Here is a 24330-nt window from a genome sequence, read left to right on the forward strand (position 1 = left end):
AGCCGAGCCGGCGCTGGCTGTGCGAGCGCCAGGGTTTCCCCAACCGCGCCGCGAAGCGCGGGACCCGTGCGGAAGCGCACGAGTACCCGGTCGGACGACGGCGTCGGCATGACGGCCTGAGAAGGTGGCAGGCGGCCGGCGCGCGAGTGCGCCGGCCGCGGCCGTGGCCGCCCCGCCGGTGACAGTCAGGAGACCTTGTTGCGCTCCCGCAGCACCTTGAGCGCCTGGTCGGCGTGGAGGGTGAAGTTCAGCTCGCTCTTGATCTTCTCGAGCACTCGCCGGTCTTCGCCGATCACGAACGTCGCGCGCTTGGTGTGCAGGGGGATCAGCTTGCGCCACACGCCGAACTGCTTGGCGACCGCACCCTCCACATCGGACAGCAGTGGGTAGTCGAAGTCGTTGGCCGCGGAGAACTGCCGCTGCTTGGTGACCCCGTCCGGGCTGATCCCGACGCGGTGCGCCCCGACCTCCGCGAACTCCGCGGCCAGGTCGCGGAAGTGGCAGCTCTCCGCGGTGCAGCCGCCGGTCATCGCGGCGGGGTAGAAGAACAGCACGACCGGCCCGGTGGCCAGGAAGTCCGAGAGCTTGCGCTCACGGCCCTGGTCGTCGGGCAGGCTGAAGTCGGGGGCGAGGTCTCCGGCGTCCATGGACGTCCCTTCTCGTCGGCAGCAGAACCCATCCTGCCGGGTCTTCGGAGCCGCCCCGCCACCGGCTTGGTCAGCCGCCCGGGTGACGGGCGATCAGCTCGTCGACCTCGTCCCCGGTCGCCGACGCGCTCACGAACTCCCCGCGCGCCGCCAGCACCCCGAGCTGCCGCAGCCGTGCCGCCTGGTCGTGCGTGCGCACGCCCTCCGCGCCGACGCGCAGCTGCAGCTCGCGGGCCCGGGTGATCAGCTGGGTGAGGTGCCGCAGGTCGGTCTCGGCCGGCTCGTCGGTGTCGAGCGCGTCGACCACCGGGCCCGAGAGGATCACGTGGCGGACCGGCAGGTCGTGCTGGGGGATCAGCTCCAGGTCGGCCGAGCCCGAGATCGTCAGCACCAGCTGGGTGCCGAGGTCGGCGAGCACCGTGAACGACTCCAGGACCTCGCCGGCCGGGTCGAGGACGGACTCGCGGTCCGTGCACAGCCGCAGCGCCTTCGGGGAGAGCTCGTGCTTGTCCAGCTGCTCCTTGACCAGCAGCACCAGGTCCGGGTCGATGGCCAGCCGCGCGGGCAGCCGGACGCAGACGTCCGGGGCCGCGTCGCCGAAGCGGGAGCGCCACCGGGCCGTCGCGGCCAGGGACTCGGCCAGCAGCCAGCGCCCGAGCGGCACCGTCATGCCCGTCGTCTGGGCCAGCGGGTAGAACTCGGCCGAGTCGAGCTCGCCCTTCTCCGGGTGGTTCCAGCGCAGGCCGGCGTTCACGGCGGCGAGCTCGTCGGTGCGGGCGAGCTTGACCGTCGGCTGGTAGACGAGCGAGAACTCGCCGTTCTCCAGCGCACCGGCGATCACCGCGCCCAGCTGGTAGCGGCCGCGGTCGCGGGCGTCCAGCTCGGGGTCGAACAGCATCCACTGCGCCTTGCCGGCCTCCTTGGCCCGGTGCAGCGCGATCTCCGCCGCCCGCAGCAGCTCGGCCGCGCCGCCTTCGACGGCCGCGCGCACCACGATGCCCGCGCTCGCGCTGACGCCGATGCCGTGCCCGCCGAGGTAGATCGGCTCGTTGAGGTCCTCCAGCGCCCGCTCGACGAGCTCGACGACCTCGGCCGGGCTGAGCTCGCCCCGCAGCAGCACCGCGAAGCCGTCGCCGGACAGCCGCGCGACGAACCCGTCGTGGTGGCCGGTGAACACGGCCGAGAGCTTGCCGGCGATCCCGCGCAGCACCTGGTCGCCGACGCCGGCGCCGAGGCCGTCGTTGACCACCTTGAAGCCGTCGACGTCGAGGTAGACCAGCGCGATGTCGTCGCGCGCGCCGGCGCCGAGCGCGGCTTCGAGCTTGGTGGTGAACGACGACGCGTTGGGCAGCCCGGTCAGCGGGTCGTGCACGTTCTGGTGCAGCAGCCGTTCCTGCAGCAGGTGCAGCTCGTTCGCGTCGGACACCATGAGCACCGGGTAGATCGACCCCGGCCGGTCGCCGGGCAGCCGGGCGAGGGTGACGTCGGTCCAGAGCTGCCCGTCTTCGGTGTGGTCGAGCAGCATCCGCTCCTGGTAGCGCTCACGCCCCAGCCGCACCTGCTCGAGCCCGGCCTTGAGGCGCGAGACGTCGTGGTCGGTCGAGCCGAGCTCGGTGAGGTGCCGGCCGTGCAGCTTCTCCGGTGGGCAGCCGAGCAGCTGGCCCAGCGCGAGGTTCGCTTCGACGATTTCGCCGTCCGGGTCGGCCAGCGCGATCCCCATCGGGGACGCCGCGTAGAGCGCGGTGAACCGGTGCAGCGCGCCGTCCGGTTCCGGCGCGACGTGATCGACCGCGTCGTGCGCGATCTCGAGCAAGAGCAGTTCGAGCTCCTCCGGGGGAAGTGTTACTCCTTTGGTGTCGGCCAACGTGGCCGCCCACCTGCGCGCCACGTCCAGCAGCCCCGGCGCGGCACCGAGCTCAGGCACACTCCACCTCTTCACGCACAGGTCAGCCCAGTTCAGACACGGTGCCGGGGATCATGAAGCCACACTAGGTACCCCTCGGCATCGATCGATGCCACGCCATCATGCGCATAACGGGGTGTCTACCGGCTGAACGAGTGAACGAATCTCCACATGTGGTGACCTTTTGTCACCGCGTGTATGCAGTGGTGGACAGTCCCGCGTCACCGCGGCGTCAGGCGCACCGGGAGACCGTCGGCGGGGACCGGCAGCGAGACGTAGTCCCAGCGCGCGGTGTAACTCTCCGGAACCGACCAGCGGTACGCGCGCAGCATTTCGTGCATCAGCACCTTCACCTCGAGGCCGCCGAAGTGGAGCCCGATGCACTTGTGCGCGCCGCCGCCGAAGGGCATCCACGCCATCCGGTGCGACTTGTCCTCGCGGCGCGGTTCGGCGAACCGCTCGGGGTCGAAGGTGAACGGGTCCGTCCAGCACTCGGGCGAGAAGTGGTTCACCGTCGGTGAGACGCCGACCAGCGTGCCCGCCGGGATGTAGTGCCCGAGGACCTCGGTGTCCTTGACGGTCTGGCGGGTCAGCGTCGGCACCGGCGCGACCAGGCGCAGCGCCTCCTTCATGACGAGGTCGAGCGTCTCCAGCCGGTCGATGGCGGTGATGTCGAGGACGTCGTCCCCGAGCGCGAGGGACTCTTCGCGCGCCCGCTCCTGCCACTCCGGGTGTTTGGCGAGGTAGTAGGCCATGGCGCTGCTGGTGATGGTCGTCGTGTCGTGCGCGGCCATCATCAGGAAGATCATGTGGTTGACGATGTCGGTGTCGCTGAACCGGTCGCCGTCCTCGGTGGTGGCGTGGCAGAGCGCGGAGAACAGGTCGTCACCGTCGGCGGCGCGCTTGGCGGGCAGGTTCTCGCCGAAGTAGCGCTCCAGGACCTTCCGGCCGTGCAGCCCGGCCGCCCAGCGGCCGCCGGGCACCGGGACGCGCACGAGCGCGGTGCCGGCCCGCACGGAGCTGACGAAGGCGCGGTTGATCCGGTGCGCGTCGGCGCCGCTGCGCATGCCCATGAACACGCGTGTCGCGACGTCGAGGGTGAGCTGCTTGAGCGCCCAGTACAGTCGCGGCCGCTCGCTCGAGCCCCAGGTCGCGACGCCTTCGCGCAGGGCGGGCCCCATCTCGTTGACGTAGCCGGTGAGCCGGTCGCGGGTGAAGGCCTCCTGCATGATCCGGCGGTGCAGGTGGTGCTCGCCGAAGTCCATCAGCATCAGGCCGCGCTCGAAGAACTTCTCGATGAAGAACTTCCAGCCCTCCTGCGAGAACGCCTTGTCCTTGTTGACGAGCGCGATCTGCGTCGCCTCCGGCCCGGACAGCGCGACGATCCGCCTGCCGAACCCGCTGGTCCACGACACCGGGCCGTAGAGCTCGTAGCGGCGCAGGCCGAAGGCGGGGCCGAAGCGCATCATCTCGAGCATGTGCCCGACGACCGGCGGGCCCTCGTCACCGAGAACGGGCTTGAGGCCGCTGCCGGCGGGCGGGGTCGCGAGCTCCTGGACGGGCCAGCGCGACTGCAGCCAGCGCTCGTCGACTTTGCGCGGCAAGGGGAGCGCGGTGAGGGGCGGCACCCGTTCACGCAGTGCTTCGGCGGCTCGGCCCACGGTGCTCGTCAAGGTGACCATCTCCCCGTCGAGATCGGCTACCCCTTCACGATGCACCCTTGTTGACGACCTGACAACAGGTTGGGGTGTCCTCTTTTCGGGTGGTCCGTGACAACGCCCCGATGTGGCCTTCGGTGCGTTAGGCGCAACCAATGTGGCCTTCGGTGCGTTGGACGCACCGAAGGCCACATTGGGGTGGTCGGGGCGTCAGTCCCAGTCGAGGGCGCCGCCCGACTGGTACTCGATGACGCGGGTCTCGAAGAAGTTCTTCTCCTTCTTCAGGTCCATCGCCTCGGACATCCACGGGAACGGGTTCTCGGTCTCGCCGAAGATCGGCTGGAGGCCGATCTGCTGCGCGCGCCGGTCGGTGATGAAGTGCATGTACTGCTCGCACAGCTGCGCCGACAGGCCGAGCATGCCGCGCGGCATCGTGTCACGGGCGTACGCGACCTCCAGCTCGCACGCTTCCTTCAGCATCCCGCGGACCTCTTCCTGGAACTCCTCGGTCCACAGGTGCGGGTTCTCGATCTTGATCTGGTTGATGCAGTCGATGCCGAAGTTCAGGTGGATCGACTCGTCGCGCAGGATGTACTGGTACTGCTCGGCGATGCCGACCATCTTGTTCCGGCGGCCCAGCGAGAGGATCTGCGCGAAGCCGGTGTAGAACCACATGCCTTCGAAGATCACGTAGAACGCGACGAGGTCACGCAGGAACGCCGTGTCGGCCTCCGGCGTCCCGGTCTCGAAGTCCGGGTCCTCCAGGTGCTGGGTGTACTTCAGCGCCCACGCGTCCTTGTCCGAAATGGACGGAACTTCGCGGTACATGTTGAACAGCTCGCCCTCGACCAGGCCGAGGCTCTCGCAGATGTACTGGAAGGTGTGCGTGTGCACGGCTTCCTCGAACGCCTGGCGCAACAGGTACTGGCGGCACTCGGGGTTGGTGATCTGCCGGTACACCGCGAGCACGATGTTGTTGGCCACCAGGGACTCCGCGGTCGCGAAGAAGCCCAGGTTGCGCTTGAGCATCTGCCGCTCGTCCTCGGTGAGGCCGTCCTTCGACTTCCACAGCGCGATGTCGGCCTGCATGGCGACCTCGGTCGGCATCCAGTGGTTGTTGCAGCCGGCCAGGTACTTCTCCCAGGCCCAGGTGTACTTCATCGGCAGCAGCTGGTTGACGTCGGCGCGCGCGTTGATCATGCGCTTGTCGTCGACGTTGATCCGGGCGGCGCCGACCTCGATCTCACCGAGGCCGGTCGCGCCGGTCGTCTCCACGTTGGTCATTTCCTCGGGTTCCTTACTGGCAGGCTTCGCAGTCGGGGTCGTCGATGCGGCAGGCGGCGCCTTCGGTGGCGACGAAGTCGACGTCGGTCTTCGGCAGTTCCTTGGACTCCGGCTTCGGAGCCGGGGTCACCGGGACGGCCGGGACCGCGGCGGCGGGCGACGGGGACGGCGCGGGCGTCGGCGCGGGGGCCGGGGCCGCGGCGGGAGCCGCCGGGGCCGGGGTGGCCGAGACGGCGTTCAGCTTGCCGTCGGTGCCGCGCAGGGTGCTCTTCTCCACGTGCGTCGCGGACCGCGCCCGCAGGTAGTACGTGGTCTTGAGACCCTTGTGCCACGCGTAGCGGTACAGCTCGTCGAGCTTGCGCCCGCTCGGCGCCGCGATGTAGAGGTTCAGCGACTGCGCCTGGTCGATCCACTTCTGGCGCACCGAGCCGGCGTCGACGATCCACTTCGACTCGATCTCGAACGCGGTCGCGTACAGCGCCTTCAGGTCGTCCGGCACGCGGTCGATCTGGCCGAGGGAGCCGTCGAAGTACTTGAGGTCGCTGACCATGACCTCGTCCCACAGCCCGCGCGCCTTGAGCGAACGGACCAAGTGCGGGTTCACGACGGTGAAGTCGCCGGACATGTTCGACTTGACGAACAGGTTCTGGAACAGCGGCTCGATCGACTGCCCGACGCCGGAGATGTTGGAGATCGTCGCGGTCGGCGCGATCGCCATCACGTTGGAGTTGCGCATGCCGACGGTCTTGACGCGCTCGCGCAGCGGCGCCCAGTCCAAAGTGGACGAGGTGTCGACGTCGAGGCCGTCACCCTGGCGGGCGTCGATGAGCAGCTGCAGCGAGTCGATCGGCAGGATGCCCTTGCTCCACAGCGAGCCCTCGAACGACTGGTACTGCCCGCGCTCCTCGGCGAGGTCGGTCGACGCCGAGATCGCGTAGTAGGAGAGGTGCTCCATGGAGACGTCGGCGAACTTCACGGCCTCGTCGGAGGCGAACGGGACGCCGATCTCGAACAGCGCGTCCTGGAAGCCCATGATGCCCAGGCCGACCGGGCGGTGGCGCAGGTTGGAGCGGCGCGCCTCCGGGATCGTGTAGAAGTTGATGTCGATCACGTTGTCCAGCATGCGGACAGCCGTGCGCACGGTCTTCTCGAGGCGCTTCGTGTCCAGGCCCTCGGGGGTGACGTGCTTGAGCAGGTTCACCGAGCCGAGGTTGCAGACCGCGACCTCTTCGCTGTTGGTGTTCAGCGTGATCTCGGTGCACAGGTTGGACGAGTGCACGACGCCGACGTGCTGCTGCGGCGAGCGCAGGTTGCACGGGTCCTTGAACGTGATCCACGGGTGGCCGGTCTCGAACAGCATGGTCAGCATGCGGCGCCACAGCTCCACCGCGCGGATCTTGCGGAACACCTTGATCTCGCCGCGCTCGGCCATCGCCTCGTACTCGCGGTAGCGCTCCGCGAACGCGTTGCCGTAGAGGTCGTGCAGGTCCGGGGTCTCGTTCGGCGAGAACAGCGTCCACTGCGCGTCGGCCTCGACGCGGCGCAGGAACTCGTCCGGCACCCAGTTGGCCGTGTTCATGTCGTGCGTGCGCCGGCGGTCGTCACCGGTGTTCTTGCGCAGGTCGAGGAACTCCTCGATGTCCACGTGCCACGTCTCGAGGTACGCGCAGGCCGCGCCCTTGCGCTTGCCACCCTGGTTCACCGCGACGGCGGTGTCGTTGGCGATCTTGAGGAACGGGACGACACCCTGCGACTGGCCGTTGGTGCCCTTGATGTGCGCGCCGAGGCCGCGGACCGGGGTCCAGTCGTTGCCGAGGCCGCCGGAGTACTTGGCCAGCAGCGCGTTGTTCTTGTACGCCTGGAAGATCGAGTCCAGGTCGTCGTCCACCGTGGTCAGGAAGCAGGACGACAGCTGGGCGCGCGTGGTGCCCGAGTTGAACAGCGTCGGGGTGGACGCCATGAAGTGGAACGTCGAGAGCAGCTCGTAGAACTCGATGGCGCGGGCTTCGCGGTCGTCCTCGCGGATCGCCAGGCCCATCGCGACGCGCATGAAGAACGCCTGCGGCAGCTCGAAGCGGGTGCCGTTGTGGTGCTGGAAGTACCGGTCGTACAGCGTCTGCAGGCCGAGGAAGCCGAAGTCGAGGTCACGCTTGGCCTCGATCGCGGCGGTGATCTTGTCGAGGTCGAAGGACAGCAGCTCGCCGTCGACCAGCTCCAGCTCGACCGCGCGGCGCAGGTAGTTGCGGAAGTACGCGGGGTACTCGGCCGCCATCTCGTCCTGGCTGGCCAGGCGCGGGCTCTTCGCGAGGTAGCTCAGGGCCTCGCCGCGCAGCTTGTCCAGCAGCAGGCGGGCGGAGACGTAGGAGTAGTTCGGCTCCTGCTCGACCAGCACCCGGGCGGCCATGATCTGGGCCAGGGCGAGCTCGTCGGCGCTGATGCCGTCGTAGAGGTTGCGCTTGGCCTCGGCCAGCACCGGCTCGGCGGTGACGTCTTCGAGCCCGGCGACGGCCTCGCCCACGACGTGGGACACGCGCGCCCAGTCGAGCGGGCGCAGGACGCCGTCGACACCCTTGACGTTCAGCGCGACCTCGGTGGTGGCGGGCTTGACGGCCTCGCGGGCCTTGGCGCGCTCGTCGCGGTAGAGGACGTAGGCGCGGGCGACCTTGTGGTGCTCCCCGCGCATCAGCGCGAGCTCGACGATGTCCTGGATCTGCTCGATGTGCAGGGCGGTCTCGGGACCGGCGTGGCGCAGCAGGGTGGTCTCGACCTGCTGGGTCAGCTCGGCGACGACGTGGTGCACGCGGGAGGACGCGGCGGCGTCGCCACCCTCGACCGCGAGGAACGCCTTCGTCAGCGCGACCGAGATCTTCCCGGCGTCGAACGGCGACACGCTGCCGTCCCGCCGGATGACCCGGATCGCGGTGGGGGTGTCGGCGGCGGCGGGCGGCCGCTGACCGGTTTCGACGGACATGCGTGTCTCCAAGCTTTCGGGCGCGTTCGATCGCCACACGGCGTCGGTGAGGCCGTGCGCTGCAGGTTCTTCAAAGCTGCCCGGCAGTACTCTGCAGCGGTCTCCCCGTCGCTGGGCCCTGCCGGTCACCAGAGACTACATGTAGGGGTCATTGCCCGCACGGGACCCCAGATGGCGTGTCGCACGCTTAACCCTGGCGGGTTAAGTGATCACCCAGAGAAGCAGTTCGGGGTGCGCCCGGGACGCCCCGGGGGTAGGTTTAGACGCCGTTCGGCCGGGTCAGGCGCCGAAGCGCAGCTGCGAGCCGGGCAGCTCCAGGCTCGCCACCGGACGCCGTCCGGACAGGTGGCCGAGCGGGCCCGCCGGGTTGAAGCTCCAGTCCGCCGCCGCGGCGCGCGGGCTGATCTTCGCCGAAACCGGCGTCCGCAGCAGCGTGCCGTCGAGCAACTGCGCAACCTCGAAGACGGTCGGCACGCGCAGCGGCAGCCCCCCGCGCCGGCGGAACGCGGCCGTGGCGATCCAGTCGTCGGAAGTGGCCGCCGTCGCCGTGAACGAGCGGTCGCCGGTGAAGCCGAGGGTCGCCAGGTCCTTCGGGATGCCCCACAGCTCGCGGCCGCCGGCCAGCGAGACTTCGCTGTCGACCCAGATCTCGCTGATCGAGCACGAGACGCGGCGGCCCTTGACCGCCGTCGCGGCCAGCAGCTCGTGGTAGGCCAGCTGACCGGGCGGGGTGTAGTCGATCCACGCCGTGAACACCGACGCGTGCCCCGCGACGAGCAGCGGTTCAGCCGGCAGTTCGGGCAGGTCGGCCGCCGGGACACGCCAGATCGACACGCGCGCGTCGGCGACCAGGTTCCAGGGCTGCGGGGGATAGGCGGTCATGCGTCCAGCCAGGGGAGGTAATCGGGCAGGTCCTTGTCCACGCGCATGCCCCACGACGGCGGCCGTTTCTGCAGGAACGACATGACCCCTTCGACGGCGTCCGCGTTCGTGCCGAGGCCGCCGATCAGGCGGGAGTCGAGTTCGTGGACCGGGAAGGGCGAGTCCGCGCTCGCCATCCGGTAGAGCAGCTGGCGGGTGACAGCGACCGACACCGGCGCGGTGTTCGTGATGAGCTCGTGAGCGAGCTTGTAGGCCTCCTCCAGCACCGTGCCGGTGGGGAAGACCTGGTGCACCAGGCCCTTCGCGAGGGCCTCGGCCGCGGGGAAGACCCGGCCGCTGATCATCCAGTCGAGCGCGGTGCCCATCCCGACGAGCCGGGGGAGGAACCAGGCCGACGCGCCTTCGGGGTAGATGCCGCGGCGGGTGAACACGAAACCGAACCGGGAGTCCTCGGAGGCGAGCCGGTAGTCGCAGGGGAGCGTGATCGTGCTGCCCGCACCGACCGCCGCGCCGTGCAGGGCCGCGATCACCGGCTTGTTCATCGTGAAGATCCGTTTGGAGCACCGGCCGGCGGGTTCCTGCCACGACGCGTCCGGGCCGGTCGCCGGGTCGAAGTCGAAGCCGCCCTGGGACAGGTCGGCGCCGACGCAGAAGTCCTTCCCGGCGCCGGTCAGCACCACCACGCGGACGTCCTCGTCGCGGTCGGCGCGGTCCATCGCGGCGCCGAGCTCGTCGGCCATCCGGATCGTGTAGCCGTTGCGCGCCTCGGGGCGGTTCAACGTCACCGTGGCGATCCGGTCCGCGACGGCGTAGGTGGTCTCGGCCATGCGACGAAACTAAGGCAGTCCGGCACTACTGGCAAGATGTCAATAGTGTGTCCGCAGCGTCCGGGGTGAAACAATCAGGCGTGCTTGATTTTTCTCGGGGCCGGTGCCACGCTGGGCGCCAGTACGCAAGGAGGCGGCGATGGCGGACCTCGGCGTGATCCTCGGGGATCTCGACGCGGAATCACGGACGATCGACGACGTGGTGGCGGACCTGCCCGCGTCGGACTGGGCGCGGGAAACCCCCGCCGAGGGGTGGACGATCGCGCACCAGATCGCGCACCTGGCCTGGACCGACGGGAAGGCGCTGATCGCGGCGGCCCACCCCGAAGACTGGCAGGCCGAGGTGGAAAGCCTGCTCACCGTCGGCGAGCACTACGTCGACGAAGCCGCGGCGGAAGGGGCCCAGGCGCCCCCGGAAGAGCTGCTCGAACGCTGGCGGACCGGCCGGGAACGGCTGGCCGAGGCCCTCGCCGCGGTGCCGGACGGGCAGAAGCTGCCCTGGTACGGGCCGCCGATGAGCGCGGCGTCCATGGTCACCGCGCGGCTGATGGAGACCTGGGCGCACGGTCAGGACATCTACGACGCCCTCGGCCTGACGCGCGAGCCGACCGCGCGGCTGTGGCACATCGCCCGCTTCGGCACCCGCACCCGCGACTTCGCCTACCTGCTCAACTCCCTCGCGCCGCCGGCCGAGGAGTTCCGCGTCGAGCTGACCGCGCCCGACGGCACCACCTGGGCGTTCGGGCCCGAAGATGCCGAGCAGAAGCTGACCGGCAGCGCCGTGGACTTCTGCCTCGTCGTCACCCAGCGGCGGCACCCGGCCGACACCGACCTGGTGGCGCACGGCGCCGACGTCGAGGAGTGGCTGACTGTCGCGCAGGCCTTCGCGGGCCCGCCCGGGGAAGGCCGGAAACCGGGGCAGTTCGCATGACCTATCGCATCGGCAACGCGTCCGGCTTCTACGGCGACCGCTTCTCCGCCGTGCGCGAGATGCTCACCGGCGGCCCGCTGGACGTCCTGACCGGCGACTACCTCGCCGAGCTCACCATGCTCATCCTCGGTCGCGACCGGATGAAGGACCCGAACCGCGGGTACGCCAAGACGTTCCTCCGCCAGCTGGAGGAAAACCTCGAGCTGGCGCGCGAGAACAACGTCAAGATCGTCGCCAACGCCGGCGGGCTCAACCCGGCCGGGCTCGCGGACGCCCTGCGCGAACTGGCCGACAAGCTCGGCCTGGACGTGAAGATCGCGCACGTCGAAGGGGACGACCTGGTCGCCCGCGCCGACGAGCTTTCGCTGGGGAAACCGTTGACCGCCAACGCTTATCTCGGCGCGTGGGGCATCGCGGAGTGCTTGAACGCGGACGCCGACGTCGTGGTCACCGGGCGGGTCACCGACGCCTCGGTGATCGTCGGTCCGGCCGCCGCGCACTACGGCTGGGCTCGTGACGACTACGACGCGCTCGCCGGCGCGGTCGCGGCCGGGCACGTCATCGAGTGCGGCGCCCAGGCCACCGGGGGCAACTACGCCTTCTTCACCGAGCACTCCCTGGGCGTGCCGGGCTTCCCGATCGCCGAGATCGAGGCCGACGGCTCCAGCGTCATCACCAAGCACCCGGGCACCGGGGGAGTGGTGAACGCCGGGACCGTCACCGCGCAGCTGCTGTACGAGATCACCGGTGCCCGCTACGCCGGGCCGGACGTCACGACCCGGTTCGACACGCTGTCGCTGACCGAAGACGGGCCCGACCGCGTCCGCATCTCCGGGGTCCGCGGCGAGGCTCCGCCGCCGACGCTGAAGGTCGCGCTGAACACGCTGGGCGGGTTCCGCAACGAGACGACGTTCGTCCTCACCGGACTCGACATCGAGGCGAAAGCCGCACTGGTGCAGGAACAGCTCGAAGCCGCGTTGAAGGAACGGCCGCCCGCCGACGTCAAGTGGACGCTGGCCCGGACCGACCACACCGACGCCGACACCGAGCAGACCGCGAGCGCGCTGCTGCACGTCGCGGTCAAGGACGCCGACCCCAAGGTCGCGGGCCGGGCGTTCACCGGCGCCGCGGTCGAGCTCGCGCTGGCCAGCTACCCCGGGTTCCACGTCACCGCGCCGCCGTCGGATGCCTCGCCCTATGGCGTTTACACCGCGGCCTATGTGGACGCAGCTCTGGTGCGGCACGTCGCGGTGCTGCCGGACGGGATGCGTGTCGACATAGCGCCCCCAGCGTCCACTGTGGAGCTGTCCGATGTGGATGAACCTGTGCTGCCCGAGCCGCCCGCCCACGGGCCGGTGCGGCGCGCGCCGCTCGGCCGGGTTGTCGGGGCCCGCAGCGGGGACAAGGGCGGCAACGCCAACCTCGGTGTCTGGGTGCGGTCCGACGAGGCCTGGCGGTGGCTCGTGCACCGGCTGACCGTCGCCGAGCTCAAGCTGCTGCTGCCGGAGACCGCGGACCTGCCGGTGACGCGCCACCTGCTGCCGAACCTGCGGGCGGTGAACTTCGTCGTCGAGGGCATTCTCGGGGAAGGCGTCGCCTCGCAGGCGCGGTTCGACCCGCAGGCCAAGGCCTTCGGTGAGTGGCTGCGGTCCCGTGAGATCGACATTCCCGAGGTGCTCCTGTGACCGATCCTTTTCGGACGCCCGAACGGGCCGAGCTGCGCAAGACCGTGCGGAAGTTCGTCGAGCAGGAGGTCCTGCCGCACCTCGACGACTGGGAACGCGCCGGTGAGCTGCCGCGCGACCTGCACCGCAAGGCCGGTGAGCTGGGCCTGCTCGGCGTCGCCTTCCCCGAGGAGGTCGGCGGGGGCGACGGCAACTACCTCGACGCGCTCGTCGTCGCCGAGGAGATGCACTACGCGGGTGGCTCCGGCGGGCTGTTCGCTTCGCTGTTCACCTGCGGCATCGCCGTCCCGCACATCGCCGAGGCGGCCGACCCGGTGCAGATCGAGCGCTGGGTGCGCCCGACCCTCGCCGGGGACAAGATCGGCTCCCTAGGTGTTACTGAACCGGACGGCGGTTCCGACGTGGCCGGGATCCGGACGACGGCGGTGCGGGAGGGCGACGAGTACGTCATCAACGGCGCCAAGACCTACATCACCTCCGGCTGCCGCGCCGACTTCGTGACCACCGTCGTGCGCACCGGCGGTGACGGCGCGCACGGGCTGTCGCTGATCGTCGTCGAACGCGGGACGCCCGGGTTCACCGTCTCCCGCAAGCTCGAGAAGATGGGGTGGCTCTGCTCCGACACCGCCGAACTGTCCTACGTGGACGTCCGGGTGCCGGTCGAGAACCTCGTCGGCGCCGAGAACAGCGGGTTCGCGCAGGTCGCCACCCAGTTCGTCACCGAACGGCTTTCCCTTGCCGTGCAGGCGTACTCGCACGCGCAACGCGCACTTGACCTGACGCTCGACTGGTGCCGGCTGCGCGAGACGTTCGGCCGTCCGCTCATCTCGCGCCAGCTCGTGCAGCACAAGGTGACCGAGATGGCCCGGCGGGTCGACGTCGCCCGCACCTACGCCCGGCAGGCCGCGATCCGGCACGTCTCGGGTGAAGAGGTCATCGCCGAAGCCTGTTTTGCCAAGAACACCGCCGTCGAGGCCGCCGAGTGGGTGGTCAACGAGGCCGTCCAGCTGCACGGCGGGCTCGGGTACATGCGGGAGGCCGAGGTCGAGCGGCACTACCGCGACGTCCGGATCCTCGGCATCGGCGGCGGCACCAACGAGATCCTCACCGGCTTGGCCGCGAAGCGATTGGGATACACCTCATGACGACCCTGAGGTCCACAGTGGACACGCGGGCCGCCGAGTTCGGCGCGAACCGCGAGGCGATGCTCGAGAAGCTCGCCGAGATCGACACCGAGCAGGCCAAGGCCGTCGCCGGTGGCGGGGACAAGTACGTCGAACGGCACCGCAAGCGCGGCAAGCTCCTGGCCCGCGAGCGGATCGAGCTGCTGCTCGACGAGGACTCGCCGTTCCTGGAGCTGTCCCCGCTGGCGGCCTGGGGCAGCGACTACCGCGTGGGCGCGAGCCTGGTGACCGGCATCGGCGTGGTCGAAGGTGTCGAGTGCCTGGTCTCGGCCAGCGACCCGACGGTCAAGGGCGGCGCGAGCAACCCGTGGACGGCCAAGAAGTCCTACCGGGCGGCGGACATCGCCGCGCAGAACCGGCTGCCGACGATCAACCTCGTCGAGTCCGGCGGCGCGGACCTGCCGACGCAGAAGGAGATCTTCATCCCCGGTGGCCGGATCTTCCGCGACATCACGCGGGCGTCCGCCGCGGGCTGCCCGACGGTCGCACTGGTGTTCGGCAACTCGACCGCCGGCGGGGCGTACCTGCCGGGCATGTCGGACTACGTCGTCATGGTCAAGGAACGCGCGAAGGTGTTCCTCGGCGGGCCGCCGCTGGTCAAGATGGCCACCGGTGAGGAGTCCGACGACGAGTCGCTCGGCGGCGCCGAGATGCACGCGCGGACCTCGGGCCTGGCCGACTACCTCGCCGTCGACGAGCAGGACGCGATCCGCCTGGGCCGCAGCATCATCAAGCGGCTCAACTGGACGAAGCAGGGGCCGTCGCCCAAGCCGGAGTACGACGAGCCGCTCTACGACGTCGACGACCTGCTCGGCATCGTGCCGACCGACCTCAAGGTGCCGTTCGACCCGCGCGAGGTCATCGCCCGCGTCGTCGACGGCTCCGACTTCGACGAGTTCAAGCCGCTGTACGGCTCGTCGCTGGTGACGGGCTGGGCGAGCATCCACGGTTACCCGGTCGGCGTGCTGGCCAACGCCCAGGGCGTCCTGTTCGGCGAGGAGTCGCAGAAGGCCGCGCAGTTCATCCAGCTGGCCAACCAGATCCACACGCCGCTGGTGTTCCTGCACAACACGACTGGCTACATGGTCGGCAAGGAGTACGAGCAGAGCGGTATCATCAAGCACGGTGCGATGATGATCAACGCCGTCTCGAACTCGAAGGTGCCGCACCTGTCCGTCCTCATGGGAGCGTCCTACGGCGCCGGGCACTACGGGATGTGCGGCCGCGCCTACGACCCCCGCTTCCTGTTCGCCTGGCCGAGCGCGAAGTCCGCGGTGATGGGCCCGGCACAGCTGGCCGGCGTGCTGTCGATCGTGGCCCGCGCGGCCACCGAGGCACGCGGCCAGGAGTACAGCGAGGAAAACGACAAGGCCATGCGCGCCATGGTGGAAGGCCAGATCGAAGCCGAGTCGATGCCGATGTTCCTCTCCGGCATGCTCTACGACGACGGCATCATCGACCCCCGCGACACCCGCACCGTGCTGGGGCTGAGCCTGTCCGCGATCCACAATGGACCAGTGAAGGGCGCCGAGGGCTTCGGCGTCTTCCGGATGTGAGTGAGCGATGATCCAGAACCTGCTGGTCGCCAACCGCGGTGAGATCGCCCGCCGCGTCTTCTCGAGCTGCCGCGACGCCGGGATCGGCACGGTCGCCGTGTTCTCCGACGCCGATGCCGCCGCACCCCACACCCTCGAAGCCGACGCGGCCGTCCGGCTGCCCGGCAACGCGCCGTCCGAGACCTACCTGCGCGCCGAGCTGCTGGTGAAGGCCGCGGCCGACACCGGCGCCGACGCCGTCCACCCCGGTTACGGCTTCCTGTCCGAGAACGCCGCGTTCGCCCGGGCAGTTGTCGACGCCGGGCTGACCTGGGTCGGGCCGCCGCCGGAAGCCATCGAGACGATGGGCTCCAAAGTGGAGTCGAAGCGGCTGATGGCCGCCGCCGGGGTGCCGGTGCTGTCCGAACTGGACCCCGCGTCGGTCACCGAGGCGGATCTTCCGTTGCTGGTCAAGGCGTCCGCCGGTGGTGGCGGCCGCGGCATGCGGGTGGTGCGCGAGCTGTCCGAACTCGCCGAAGCGGTGGAGGGCGCGAGCGCGGAAGCCCGGTCGGCCTTCGGTGACCCGACGGTGTTCTGCGAGCGCTACCTGGAGACCGGGCGGCACATCGAAGTCCAGGTGCTGGCCGACCGGCACGGCACGGTGTGGGCGGTGGGGGAGCGGGAGTGCTCGATCCAGCGCCGCCACCAGAAGGTCGTCGAAGAGGCGCCCTCGCCGTTTGTCGACGAAGCGATGCGCGCCGAGCTGTTCGACGCCGCGCGCAAGGCCGCCCAGGCGATCGACTACGTCGGCGCGGGCACGGTCGAGTTCCTCGCCGGGCCCGACGGCCGGTTCTACTTCCTGGAGATGAACACCCGGCTGCAGGTCGAACACCCGGTCACCGAGAACGTCACCGGCCTGGACCTGGTGGCGCTGCAGCTGCGTGTTGCCGACGGGGAACGACTGCCCGCCGACCCTCCGCCGACCGTCGGGCACGCAATCGAGGTCCGGCTCTACGCCGAAGACCCGGCCGCGAACTGGCAGCCGCAGAGCGGCACGCTGCACACCTTCGAGGTGCCCGATGTGGACCGGTCGTTCACCCGTGGTCCGGGGCTGCGGCTCGACTCCGGCTTCGAGACCGGTTCGGTCGTCGGGGTCCACTACGACCCGATGCTCGCCAAGGTGATCACCTGGGCGCCGACCCGCGCGGAGGCCGCGAGACGGCTCGCCAAGGCGTTGGCCGCGACGAAGATCCACGGTGTGGTCACCAACCGCGACCTGCTGGTCACCATCCTGCGTCACGACGCTTTCCTGGCCGGGGAGACCGACACGGCGTTCTTCGACCGGCACGGCCTGGACACCCTGGCCGCGCCACTGGCCACTGTGGACACCGAGCGCGTCTCCGCGCTCGCCGCGGCGCTGGCGGACGCGGCGGGCAACCGCGCGTCGGCGACCACCCAAGGACGGCTCCCCAGCGGCTGGCGCAACGTCCGCTCGGCCGGGCAGCGCAAGGTCTTCTCGGTGGGCGAGCGCGAGTACGAGGTGGTCTACACGCTCGGCCGAGACGGTCTGCGGGCCGAGGGGTACGACGCGGAGCTGGTCACCGCCGAACCCGGCCGGGTCGTCCTGGACGTCGCCGGGGTGCGGCGCACCTTCGACGTCGCCCGGCACGACGGGGTGTCCTACGTGGACTCCGCGCTCGGCTCGGTCGCGCTGACGGCGGCGCCGCGGTTCACCGACCCGGACGCCGCGCTGGCCGCGGGGTCGCTGGTCGCGCCGATGCCGGGCACGGTCGTCCGGCTCGCCGTGCAGGCCGGGGACCCGGTCAAGGCGGGCGATCCGTTGCTGTGGCTCGAAGCGATGAAGATGGAACACCGGATCGCCGCTCCCGCCGACGGTGTGGTGGCGGAACTGCCGGTGACAGTGGGACAGCAGGTCGAAGTCGGCACAATTCTGGCCGTGGTGGGAGAAGAAGCATGAACGCGATGAACTTCGTCGAGCCGGAAGAGCGGATCGCGCTCCGCAAGGCCGTCGCCGAACTGGGCGCCAAGTACGGCCACGAGTACTACGCGCGCAAGGCCCGCGCGGACGAGAAGACCCACGAGCTGTGGGACGAGGCCGGCCGGCTGGGCTACCTCGGCGTCAACATCCCCGAGGAGTACGGCGGCGGGGGCGCGGGCATCGCCGACCTCGCCGCGGTGCTCGAAGAGCTCGCCGCCGCCGGTTCGCCGTTGCTGCTCATGGTCGTCTCGCCGGCGATCTGCGGCACCGTGATCTCCCGCTTCGGCACCGAAGAGCAGAAGAAGCAGTGGCTGCCCGGCATCGCCGACGGCAGCAAGCGGATGGTCTTCGCCATCACCGAGCCGGACGCCGGGTCGAACTCGCACAAGATCACCACCACCGCCAAGCGGGACGGTGACGGCTGGGTCCTCAGTGGACGCAAGGTCTACATCTCCGGCGTCGACGAGGCCGACGCGGTGCTCGTCGTCGGCCGCATGGAGGACGCGAAGACCGGCAAGCTCAAGCCCGCGCTGTTCATCCTGCCGACCGGCACCGCCGGGTTCGAGTACACGAAGATCCCGATGGACATCATCGCGCCGGAGAACCAGTACTCGCTGTTCCTCGACGACGTCCACCTGCCCGCCGAGGCGCTCGTCGGCGAGGAGGACGCGGCGATCGCGCAGCTGTTCGCCGGCCTCAACCCGGAACGCATCATGGGCGCGTCGTTCTCCCTCGGCATCGCCCGGTACGCGCTGGCCAAGGCCGTCTCCTACGCCAACCAGCGCCAGGTCTGGGGCACGCCGATCGGCGCTCACCAGGGCCTCGCGCACCCGCTGGCCGAGATCAAGGTCGAGCTGGAGCTGGCCAAGCTGATGACGCAGAAGGCCGCGTCGCTCTACGACAACGGTGACGACTTCGGCGCGGGGGAGTCGGCCAACATGGCCAAGTACGCCGCCGCCGAGGTCGCGATCCGCGCGACCGACCAGGCCGTGCAGACCCACGGTGGCAACGGCCTCGCCACCGAATACGGCCTCGGCACGCTGGTCACCGCCGTCCGGCTGGGCCGGATCGCCCCGGTCAGCCGCGAGATGGTGCTCAACTTCGTCGGCCAGCACAGCCTCGGCCTGCCCAAGTCCTACTAGGAGGGTCGCCGTGTCTACATTGGACGGCAAGACCATCATCATGTCGGGCGGCAGCCGCGGCATCGGCGAGGCGATCGCCCTACGCGCCGCGGCCGACGGCGCCAACGTCGCGCTGCTCGCCAAGACCGCCGAACCGCACCCGAAGCTGCCCGGCACGATCTACACCGCCGCGGAGGCCATCGAGAAGGCCGGCGGGCACGCGCTGCCGATCCTCGGCGACGTCCGCGACGACGACGGGGTCGCGGCGGCCGTGGCGAAGACGGTCGAGCAGTTCGGCGGCATCGACATCGTCGTGAACAACGCCAGCGCGATCGACCTGACGCCGACCGAGCAGGTCAGCATGAAGCGCTACGACCTGATGCAGGACATCAACGCGCGCGGTACTTTCCTGCTGTCCAAACTGGCCATTCCGCACCTGCGCGCGTCGGCGAACGGGCACATCCTCACGCTGTCGCCGCCGATCAGCCTCGACGAGAAGTGGTTCACCGCCGGCCACCTCGCCTACAGCATCGCGAAGTACTCGATGAGCCTGGTGACCGTCGGGCTCGCGGCGGAACTGCGAGAAGACGGCGTCGCGGTCAACTCGCTCTGGCCGCGCACGACGATCGACACGGCGGCGATCCGCAACGTCGTCGGCGCCGAGCTGGCCGACCGCAGCCGCACGCCGGAGATCATGGCCGACGCCGCGTACGCGATCCTCACGAAGCCGAGCCGCGAAGCCACCGGGAACTTCTTCCTCGACGACGAGGTCCTGCGCGCGGAAGGCGTCACCGACTTCGCGAAGTACCGCATCGGCGGCTCGGAAGAGGACCTCCAGCTCGACTTCTGGGTCGATCCGGCTTGACCGGCGTCCGCGAACCCCAGCAGGAACGCAGCCGCACCACGCGGCGGCGGCTGATCGAGGCCGCGCTCGACAGCTTCGGCGAGCGCGGCTGGCACGGCGTCACGGTGGCCGGGATCGCCGAACGCGCGGGCGTCTCCCGGGGCGCCGCACAGCACCACTTCCCGACGCGGGAGGACCTCGTCGCGGCGGCGGTGGACCTGCTGGGCGAGGCGCAGATCGACGAGCTCCGCGCGCAGGCCGCCGACCTGCCGACCGGCGCGTCCCGCATCGAGCGGGTCGTCGAGATGGTGCTGAACCTCTACACCGGGCCGCTGTTCCGCGCCGCCCTGCAGCTCTGGTCGGTCGCGGCGACCGACGAGGCCCTGCGGGCCGTGCTCGTGCCGCTCGAGGCCCGGGTCGGGCGGGAGGCGCACCGGGTGACCGTCGAGCTGCTCGGCGTCGACGAGTCCCGCCGGGGCGTGCGGGAACTGGTCCAGGCCACTCTCGACCTCGCCCGCGGCCTCGGCCTGGCCAACCTGCTCACCGACGACACCCGGCGCCGCCGGCTGATCGTCCGGGAGTGGGCCCGCACCCTGGAACTGCGGCTCGCGGGCGGCTGAGGCCGGGCCGCTCGTCGCACCGGCCGTGACCTGTGGGCGCAACCGGGCCGCCGTTCGCCGTGCCCGCGCCGTCGGGCTCCTTACCGGAACCGACCGGGTCTAGTAAACGTCCTAGTGCGGTAGCTAACACAATTGGCGCAATGGACGATGACCCGTAGTAGCAGGTTCGAAGAGGAAGGCAGTCCGGTGTCCGGTACAGGAGTCGAGCTCACCCACCGCGCGATGGCGATGCTGAGGGCGGTGGGAGCCGGCCGCGCGCAGATGTCGTGCAGCTGCGAGCCGGACCTCTTCATCGACGGATTCGCGTGTTGTGATCAGATCACGGCCCACGCCCTGGCCCACGGCGGCTACCTGAAACCCGCGGCCGAGGGAGCGACCGGGCGAGTCCCGGCCGAGCTGACCGAAGCGGGGCGCGCCGCCCTGGAGATCAGCCTCGCCGCCTGAGTACCTGAACGTGCGTTACGTAGTGTGGTCGGTTCGCTCGCGCGTTCGGTGCCGGAGCGTGGCGGCGGACGCGGCCCGCCGAACGCGGTGAACTGCCCGGCACCCGGTCCCGCCCGTGGCACTGACCTGGCAGTCTGGTCCCATGGCGGAGCACCCCCCACCGGCGGACGACCAGGCGACGGTCTTCCTCCCCAGCGAGCTGCGCGGCCCCCACTGGCCCACTCGCGACCTCGACGTCTCCCGGCGGCCCTACGACGAGTTCGCCACCCAGATCGTCGCCCGGCCGCCCGCCTCGCCGGTCAGCGCCGGCCGGGGTGAAGGCGCCGGCTCGTCGCTCGCCCGCTCCAGCGGCCGGATGGCCGTCGCCTCGACCGTCAGCCGGATCACCGGGTTCGTTGCGAAGCTGCTGCTCGCCGCCGTGGTCGGGACCGGGGTGGTCAACGACTCCTTCACCGTCGCGAACACCCTGCCCAACATCGTGTTCGAGCTCCTCTTCGGCGGTGTGCTGGCCAGTGTCATCGTGCCGCTGCTGGTCGGCTCGCAGGACGACCCGGACGGCGGCCGCGCCTACACGCAGCGGCTGATCACGATGGCGCTGGTGCTGCTCACCGTCGGCACGGCCGTCGCGGTGGCGATCGCCCCGCTGTTCACCGCGCTCTACGTCGACAAGTCGTCTCCGACGGCCAACCCCGGGTTGACCACCGCCCTGGCGTACCTGCTGCTGCCGCAGATCCTCTTCTACGGCCTCTTCGCGCTGCTGTCGGCGATCCTCAACGCCCAGAACGTCTTCGGCCCGCCGGCTTGGGCGCCGGTGCTGAACAACGTCGTCGTCACCGGCACGCTCGTCGTGTTCGCGGTGGTGCCGGGGGAGCTGACGCTCGACCCGGTCCGGATGAGCGACCCGAAGCTGCTCGTGCTCGGCCTCGGCACCACGCTCGGCATCGTCGTGCAGGCGATGGTGCTGATCCCCGCGTTGCTGCGCACCGGGTTCCGGTTCCGCTGGCGCTGGGGCTTCGACCCGCGGATGAAGGAGTTCGGCGGGCTCGCCGCGTGGATCCTCGGCTACGTCGTGGTGAGCCACGTCGGGTTCGTCGTCACCACGCGCGTGCTGACCGGCGGCACCAGCGGCGGGGTCACGGCCTACAGCTACGCGTCCCTGCTCTTCCAGCTGCCGTACGGCATCCTCGGCGTCTCGCTGCTGACCGCGCTGATGCCGCGGATGAGCCGCGCCGCCGCGGACGGCGACACCGTGTCGCTGGTCGGCGACCTCTCGCTCGCCTCCCGCATCTCGACAGTGCTCTTCGTGCCGATCTCGGCGGTGCTCGCGGTGGTCGGCACGCCGGTCGGCATCGCGATCTTCACCTGGGGCCGCGGCACCCTGGACGACGCCGAGCGCCTCGGCCAGACCCTCGCCGTGTCCGCCGCCGGGCTGCTGCCGTTCGCGCTGGTGATGCTGCAGCTGCGGGTGTTCTACGCGATGAAGGACGCGCGCACGCCCACGCTGATCATGCTCGTGATGACGGCGGTGAAGATCCCGTTGCTGCTGCTCTGCCGCGGGCTGCTCGACGGTGAGCACATCGTCTACGGCGTGATGCTGGTGAACGGCGCGGGGTTCGTCGTCGGCGCGGTGCTCGGCCAGGTCTGGCTGTGGGTGCGGCTCGGGCACCTGCGCAGCAAGCGGTCGCTGCGGGTCGGGCTGATCACGCTCGGGGCCAGCGCCCTCGGCGTCGGGGCCGCGGTGCTCGCCGGGTACGCGGTGCCGGGCTCGCTCGGCACGATCCCCGCCGCGTGGGTGAAACTCCCGGTCCAGACCTTGCTCGGGATGGCTGTGCCGTTCGGGTTGCTGGCGGTGCTGAAGCTGCCCGAGTTCACGCCGGTGACCCGGCGCGTGGGCGGCCTCCTGCGGCGGCTCGCGCCTCGTTGACGACTACGGCCGGAAAGCCGGTCCGGATGTCTCGAAACGATAACGAGAGCGCTGCGATCAGCGCGTTTACAATTCCGGCGCGGCTTCTTAGTATCCAGCGGGATCAGCGATGGGGTGGAGGTCGTGCATGACGCGCAGCGCGCGCAGGCGGCGGGACAGGGTGACGGTCGACGAACTGCTGCGGGAAGCCGGAGCGCGGCCGCGGAAACCCGGCTCACGGTCGGCCGAAGCGGCCGCCCGGCGCGGTCCTTCGCCCCAGCCGCGCGGTGCGGGCGGCCGGCTGGCCCTGGCCTCGGCGGTGCTCGTGGTCCTGGGCGGCTTCGCGCTGGCGCTGGCGACCCGGCCGGAGCCGGTCCCGGGGACCACGCGGTTCCCCCAGCTGCAGCCGGCCACGGGCGCCCCGACCTCGGCGATCGCCGTGCCGACCCGGACGACGACGCCGTCGCCGGTGGTGATGCACGCCCGGCAGACGCCCACGCCGACGCCGACGGTCACGGTCGAGCTGCCGCGGCCGTCGGATCCGGTGACGACCGTGGTCATGCCCCCACCGTCCACAACGGACTACTACCGGTGTTATCCGTACGGGTGCCGCGGGCACGGAACGCCGGTGCGCTGAGGTCCGCGGTCCGGGGAGGAAAGCGGTTCCCGGTGACCGGAACCGTTACCGCTCACCGGAACCCGCGAAGACCCCCTCACCGGCCCCGATGCCGGTGAGAGGGCCTCCGACAGCCCCACTACGGGTCTGTGTCAGCCGGCGTAGCCGGCGACGATCTTGGTGAACGCGTACTTGTCCTGCGAGATGCCGGAGCACTCGCCGCCGCCGCTGCAGTCGCGGTTGGTGGCCCAGAACGTGAAGCGGGCCAGGTGGTGGCTCGTCGCGTAACCGCGGATGGAGTTGAAGTTCGCGACCGTGACCGTCTCACCCGCGTTGTCGGTCTTGCCGTTCATCGAGGAGAGGCCGCTGTGCCGGTAGGCGGTGTCGTCGTTCCAGCCGAACGTGGTCTTGAGCTGGTTCTTCAGCCCGTCGACCGCGGACTTCGTCATGGCGGCCATGTCGCCGCCGCTGGAGAAGTCGAACGGCATGACCGACCAGACGTCGACGCCGGCGCCGATCGCCTTGGCCTGGTTGATCAGGCGCTTGCCCCAGGAGTCGGGGCCGGTCGTGGTGGTGCCGATGGTGATGACGACCTTGAGGTTCGGGTTCTTCTGCTTGGTCAGCTTGACCGCGTTGAGGATGCGGTCCTGCACGGTGGTGTTCTGGAACTCGTCGGTGTTCTCGATGTCGAGGTCGATCGCCTTCAGGCCGTAGGCGTCGATGACCTTCTGGTACGCGCCCGCGAGCGCCGAGGCCGACGTGCACTTCGAGCCCAGCTTCGTGCCGGACCAGCCGCCGAAGGAGGGGATCACGTCCCCGCCCGCGTTGCGGATGTTCTGGATCATCGTCTTGTCCGAGCCGGTCAGCGAGCGGCTGCCGTCCCACTTGGGGTTGCAGGTGCCGTCGGACAGCACGAACGCGAGGGTAAACGCTTTCACGCCGGACGCGGACATCGCCGCGGTCGGGCTGGTCTGCCCGCCCCACTGGTACAGGTACGGGGATGCGAGCACCGGGTCCACCGCGGCCATGGCCTGCGGGGCGAGACCCACGGCCGTCGCCATCGCGGCTCCGGCCGCGACCGCGAGGGTCACCAGACGGCGCACTGATTTCATGGGGGGTCCTCCAATTGTGAGTGGAGCACCTCCGGTTTGAGGCGGCGGGATCATCCCGGGAGGAGCGCTGTGTGCCCCCACACAGTGGACTAGACCAATGTTGCGTGTCAACCCTTCTTCGGTCGGAAAAATGACCCACTGTGTGCGTTCGGCTCCCGAGCGTC

General features: G+C 70.2%; 19 protein-coding genes. 11 read left to right on the forward strand and 8 right to left on the reverse strand.

The annotated features are described in order from the left end of the window. Positions 1-185: 185 nt before the first annotated feature. The 7 genes from ACZ61C_RS30265 to ACZ61C_RS30295 form a co-directional block, all read right to left on the reverse strand. On the reverse strand, positions 186-647 hold the full coding sequence (locus ACZ61C_RS30265) for a peroxiredoxin (RefSeq protein WP_465311243.1): 462 nt from the start codon (positions 645-647) through the stop codon (positions 186-188). 70 nt (positions 648-717) lie between these two features. Continuing rightward, positions 718-2535 (reverse strand): putative bifunctional diguanylate cyclase/phosphodiesterase, encoded by a 1818-nt coding sequence (locus ACZ61C_RS30270; protein WP_465311427.1) that lies wholly within the window; start codon positions 2533-2535, stop codon positions 718-720. Between the two features lie 236 nt (positions 2536-2771). Further along, entirely contained in the window at positions 2772-4232 is a 1461-nt protein-coding gene (locus ACZ61C_RS30275; protein ID WP_465311244.1) for a cytochrome P450, read from the reverse strand. A gap of 186 nt (positions 4233-4418) precedes the next feature. After that, positions 4419-5492, reverse strand: coding sequence for a ribonucleotide-diphosphate reductase subunit beta (locus ACZ61C_RS30280; RefSeq protein WP_465311245.1), 1074 nt, complete (start codon positions 5490-5492; stop codon positions 4419-4421). 13 nt (positions 5493-5505) lie between these two features. Next, on the reverse strand, positions 5506-8463 hold the full coding sequence (locus ACZ61C_RS30285) for a ribonucleoside-diphosphate reductase subunit alpha (protein ID WP_465311246.1): 2958 nt from the start codon (positions 8461-8463) through the stop codon (positions 5506-5508). Positions 8464-8742: 279 nt separating this feature from the next. After that, positions 8743-9345, reverse strand: a complete 603-nt coding sequence (locus ACZ61C_RS30290) for an acetoacetate decarboxylase family protein (protein ID WP_465311247.1) — start codon at positions 9343-9345, stop codon at positions 8743-8745. After that, positions 9342-10172: an enoyl-CoA hydratase-related protein gene (locus tag ACZ61C_RS30295; RefSeq protein ID WP_465311248.1), complete on the reverse strand. Its 831-nt coding sequence runs from the start codon at positions 10170-10172 to the stop codon at positions 9342-9344. The genes ACZ61C_RS30290 and ACZ61C_RS30295 overlap by 4 nt, the downstream gene beginning before the upstream one ends. A 139-nt stretch (positions 10173-10311) precedes the next feature. Here ACZ61C_RS30295 and ACZ61C_RS30300 point away from each other — a divergent pair, with 139 nt between their 5' ends. The 11 genes from ACZ61C_RS30300 (at position 10312) to ACZ61C_RS30350 (ending at position 23075) form a co-directional block, all read left to right on the forward strand. Continuing rightward, complete coding sequence (locus tag ACZ61C_RS30300; protein ID WP_465311249.1) at positions 10312-11103, forward strand: TIGR03084 family metal-binding protein; 792 nt, start codon at positions 10312-10314, stop codon at positions 11101-11103. Continuing rightward, positions 11100-12788 (forward strand): acyclic terpene utilization AtuA family protein, encoded by a 1689-nt coding sequence (locus tag ACZ61C_RS30305; protein WP_465311250.1) that lies wholly within the window; start codon positions 11100-11102, stop codon positions 12786-12788. Before ACZ61C_RS30300 ends, ACZ61C_RS30305 begins: the two co-directional genes overlap by 4 nt. Then, positions 12785-13933 (forward strand): acyl-CoA dehydrogenase family protein, encoded by a 1149-nt coding sequence (locus tag ACZ61C_RS30310; protein ID WP_465311251.1) that lies wholly within the window; start codon positions 12785-12787, stop codon positions 13931-13933. Before ACZ61C_RS30305 ends, ACZ61C_RS30310 begins: the two co-directional genes overlap by 4 nt. Then, on the forward strand, positions 13930-15528 hold the full coding sequence (locus tag ACZ61C_RS30315; protein ID WP_465311252.1) for an acyl-CoA carboxylase subunit beta: 1599 nt from the start codon (positions 13930-13932) through the stop codon (positions 15526-15528). The genes ACZ61C_RS30310 and ACZ61C_RS30315 overlap by 4 nt, the downstream gene beginning before the upstream one ends. A 7-nt stretch (positions 15529-15535) precedes the next feature. Then, complete coding sequence (locus ACZ61C_RS30320) at positions 15536-17485, forward strand: acetyl/propionyl/methylcrotonyl-CoA carboxylase subunit alpha (RefSeq protein ID WP_465311253.1); 1950 nt, start codon at positions 15536-15538, stop codon at positions 17483-17485. After that, on the forward strand, positions 17482-18648 hold the full coding sequence (locus tag ACZ61C_RS30325; protein WP_465311254.1) for an acyl-CoA dehydrogenase family protein: 1167 nt from the start codon (positions 17482-17484) through the stop codon (positions 18646-18648). Before ACZ61C_RS30320 ends, ACZ61C_RS30325 begins: the two co-directional genes overlap by 4 nt. A 10-nt stretch (positions 18649-18658) precedes the next feature. After that, positions 18659-19492 (forward strand): SDR family oxidoreductase, encoded by an 834-nt coding sequence (locus ACZ61C_RS30330; RefSeq protein ID WP_465311255.1) that lies wholly within the window; start codon positions 18659-18661, stop codon positions 19490-19492. Next, on the forward strand, positions 19489-20091 hold the full coding sequence (locus tag ACZ61C_RS30335) for a TetR/AcrR family transcriptional regulator (RefSeq protein WP_465311256.1): 603 nt from the start codon (positions 19489-19491) through the stop codon (positions 20089-20091). Before ACZ61C_RS30330 ends, ACZ61C_RS30335 begins: the two co-directional genes overlap by 4 nt. A 186-nt stretch (positions 20092-20277) precedes the next feature. After that, positions 20278-20535, forward strand: coding sequence for a hypothetical protein (locus ACZ61C_RS30340; protein ID WP_465311257.1), 258 nt, complete (start codon positions 20278-20280; stop codon positions 20533-20535). A 142-nt stretch (positions 20536-20677) separates the two neighbouring features. Beyond that, entirely contained in the window at positions 20678-22459 is a 1782-nt protein-coding gene (gene murJ / locus ACZ61C_RS30345) for a murein biosynthesis integral membrane protein MurJ (RefSeq protein WP_465311258.1), read from the forward strand. 127 nt (positions 22460-22586) lie between these two features. Then, positions 22587-23075 carry a hypothetical protein gene (locus ACZ61C_RS30350; RefSeq protein ID WP_465311259.1) on the forward strand — a complete coding sequence of 163 codons (489 nt, stop codon included), beginning with the start codon at positions 22587-22589 and terminating at the stop codon, positions 23073-23075. 131 nt (positions 23076-23206) lie between these two features. Here ACZ61C_RS30350 and ACZ61C_RS30355 read toward each other — a convergent pair whose 3' ends face one another. Continuing rightward, positions 23207-24166: a chitinase gene (locus ACZ61C_RS30355; protein WP_465311260.1), complete on the reverse strand. Its 960-nt coding sequence runs from the start codon at positions 24164-24166 to the stop codon at positions 23207-23209. Between the last annotated feature and the right edge of the window lie 164 nt (positions 24167-24330).

This window comes from Amycolatopsis sp. NPDC104587, assembly GCF_055583645.1.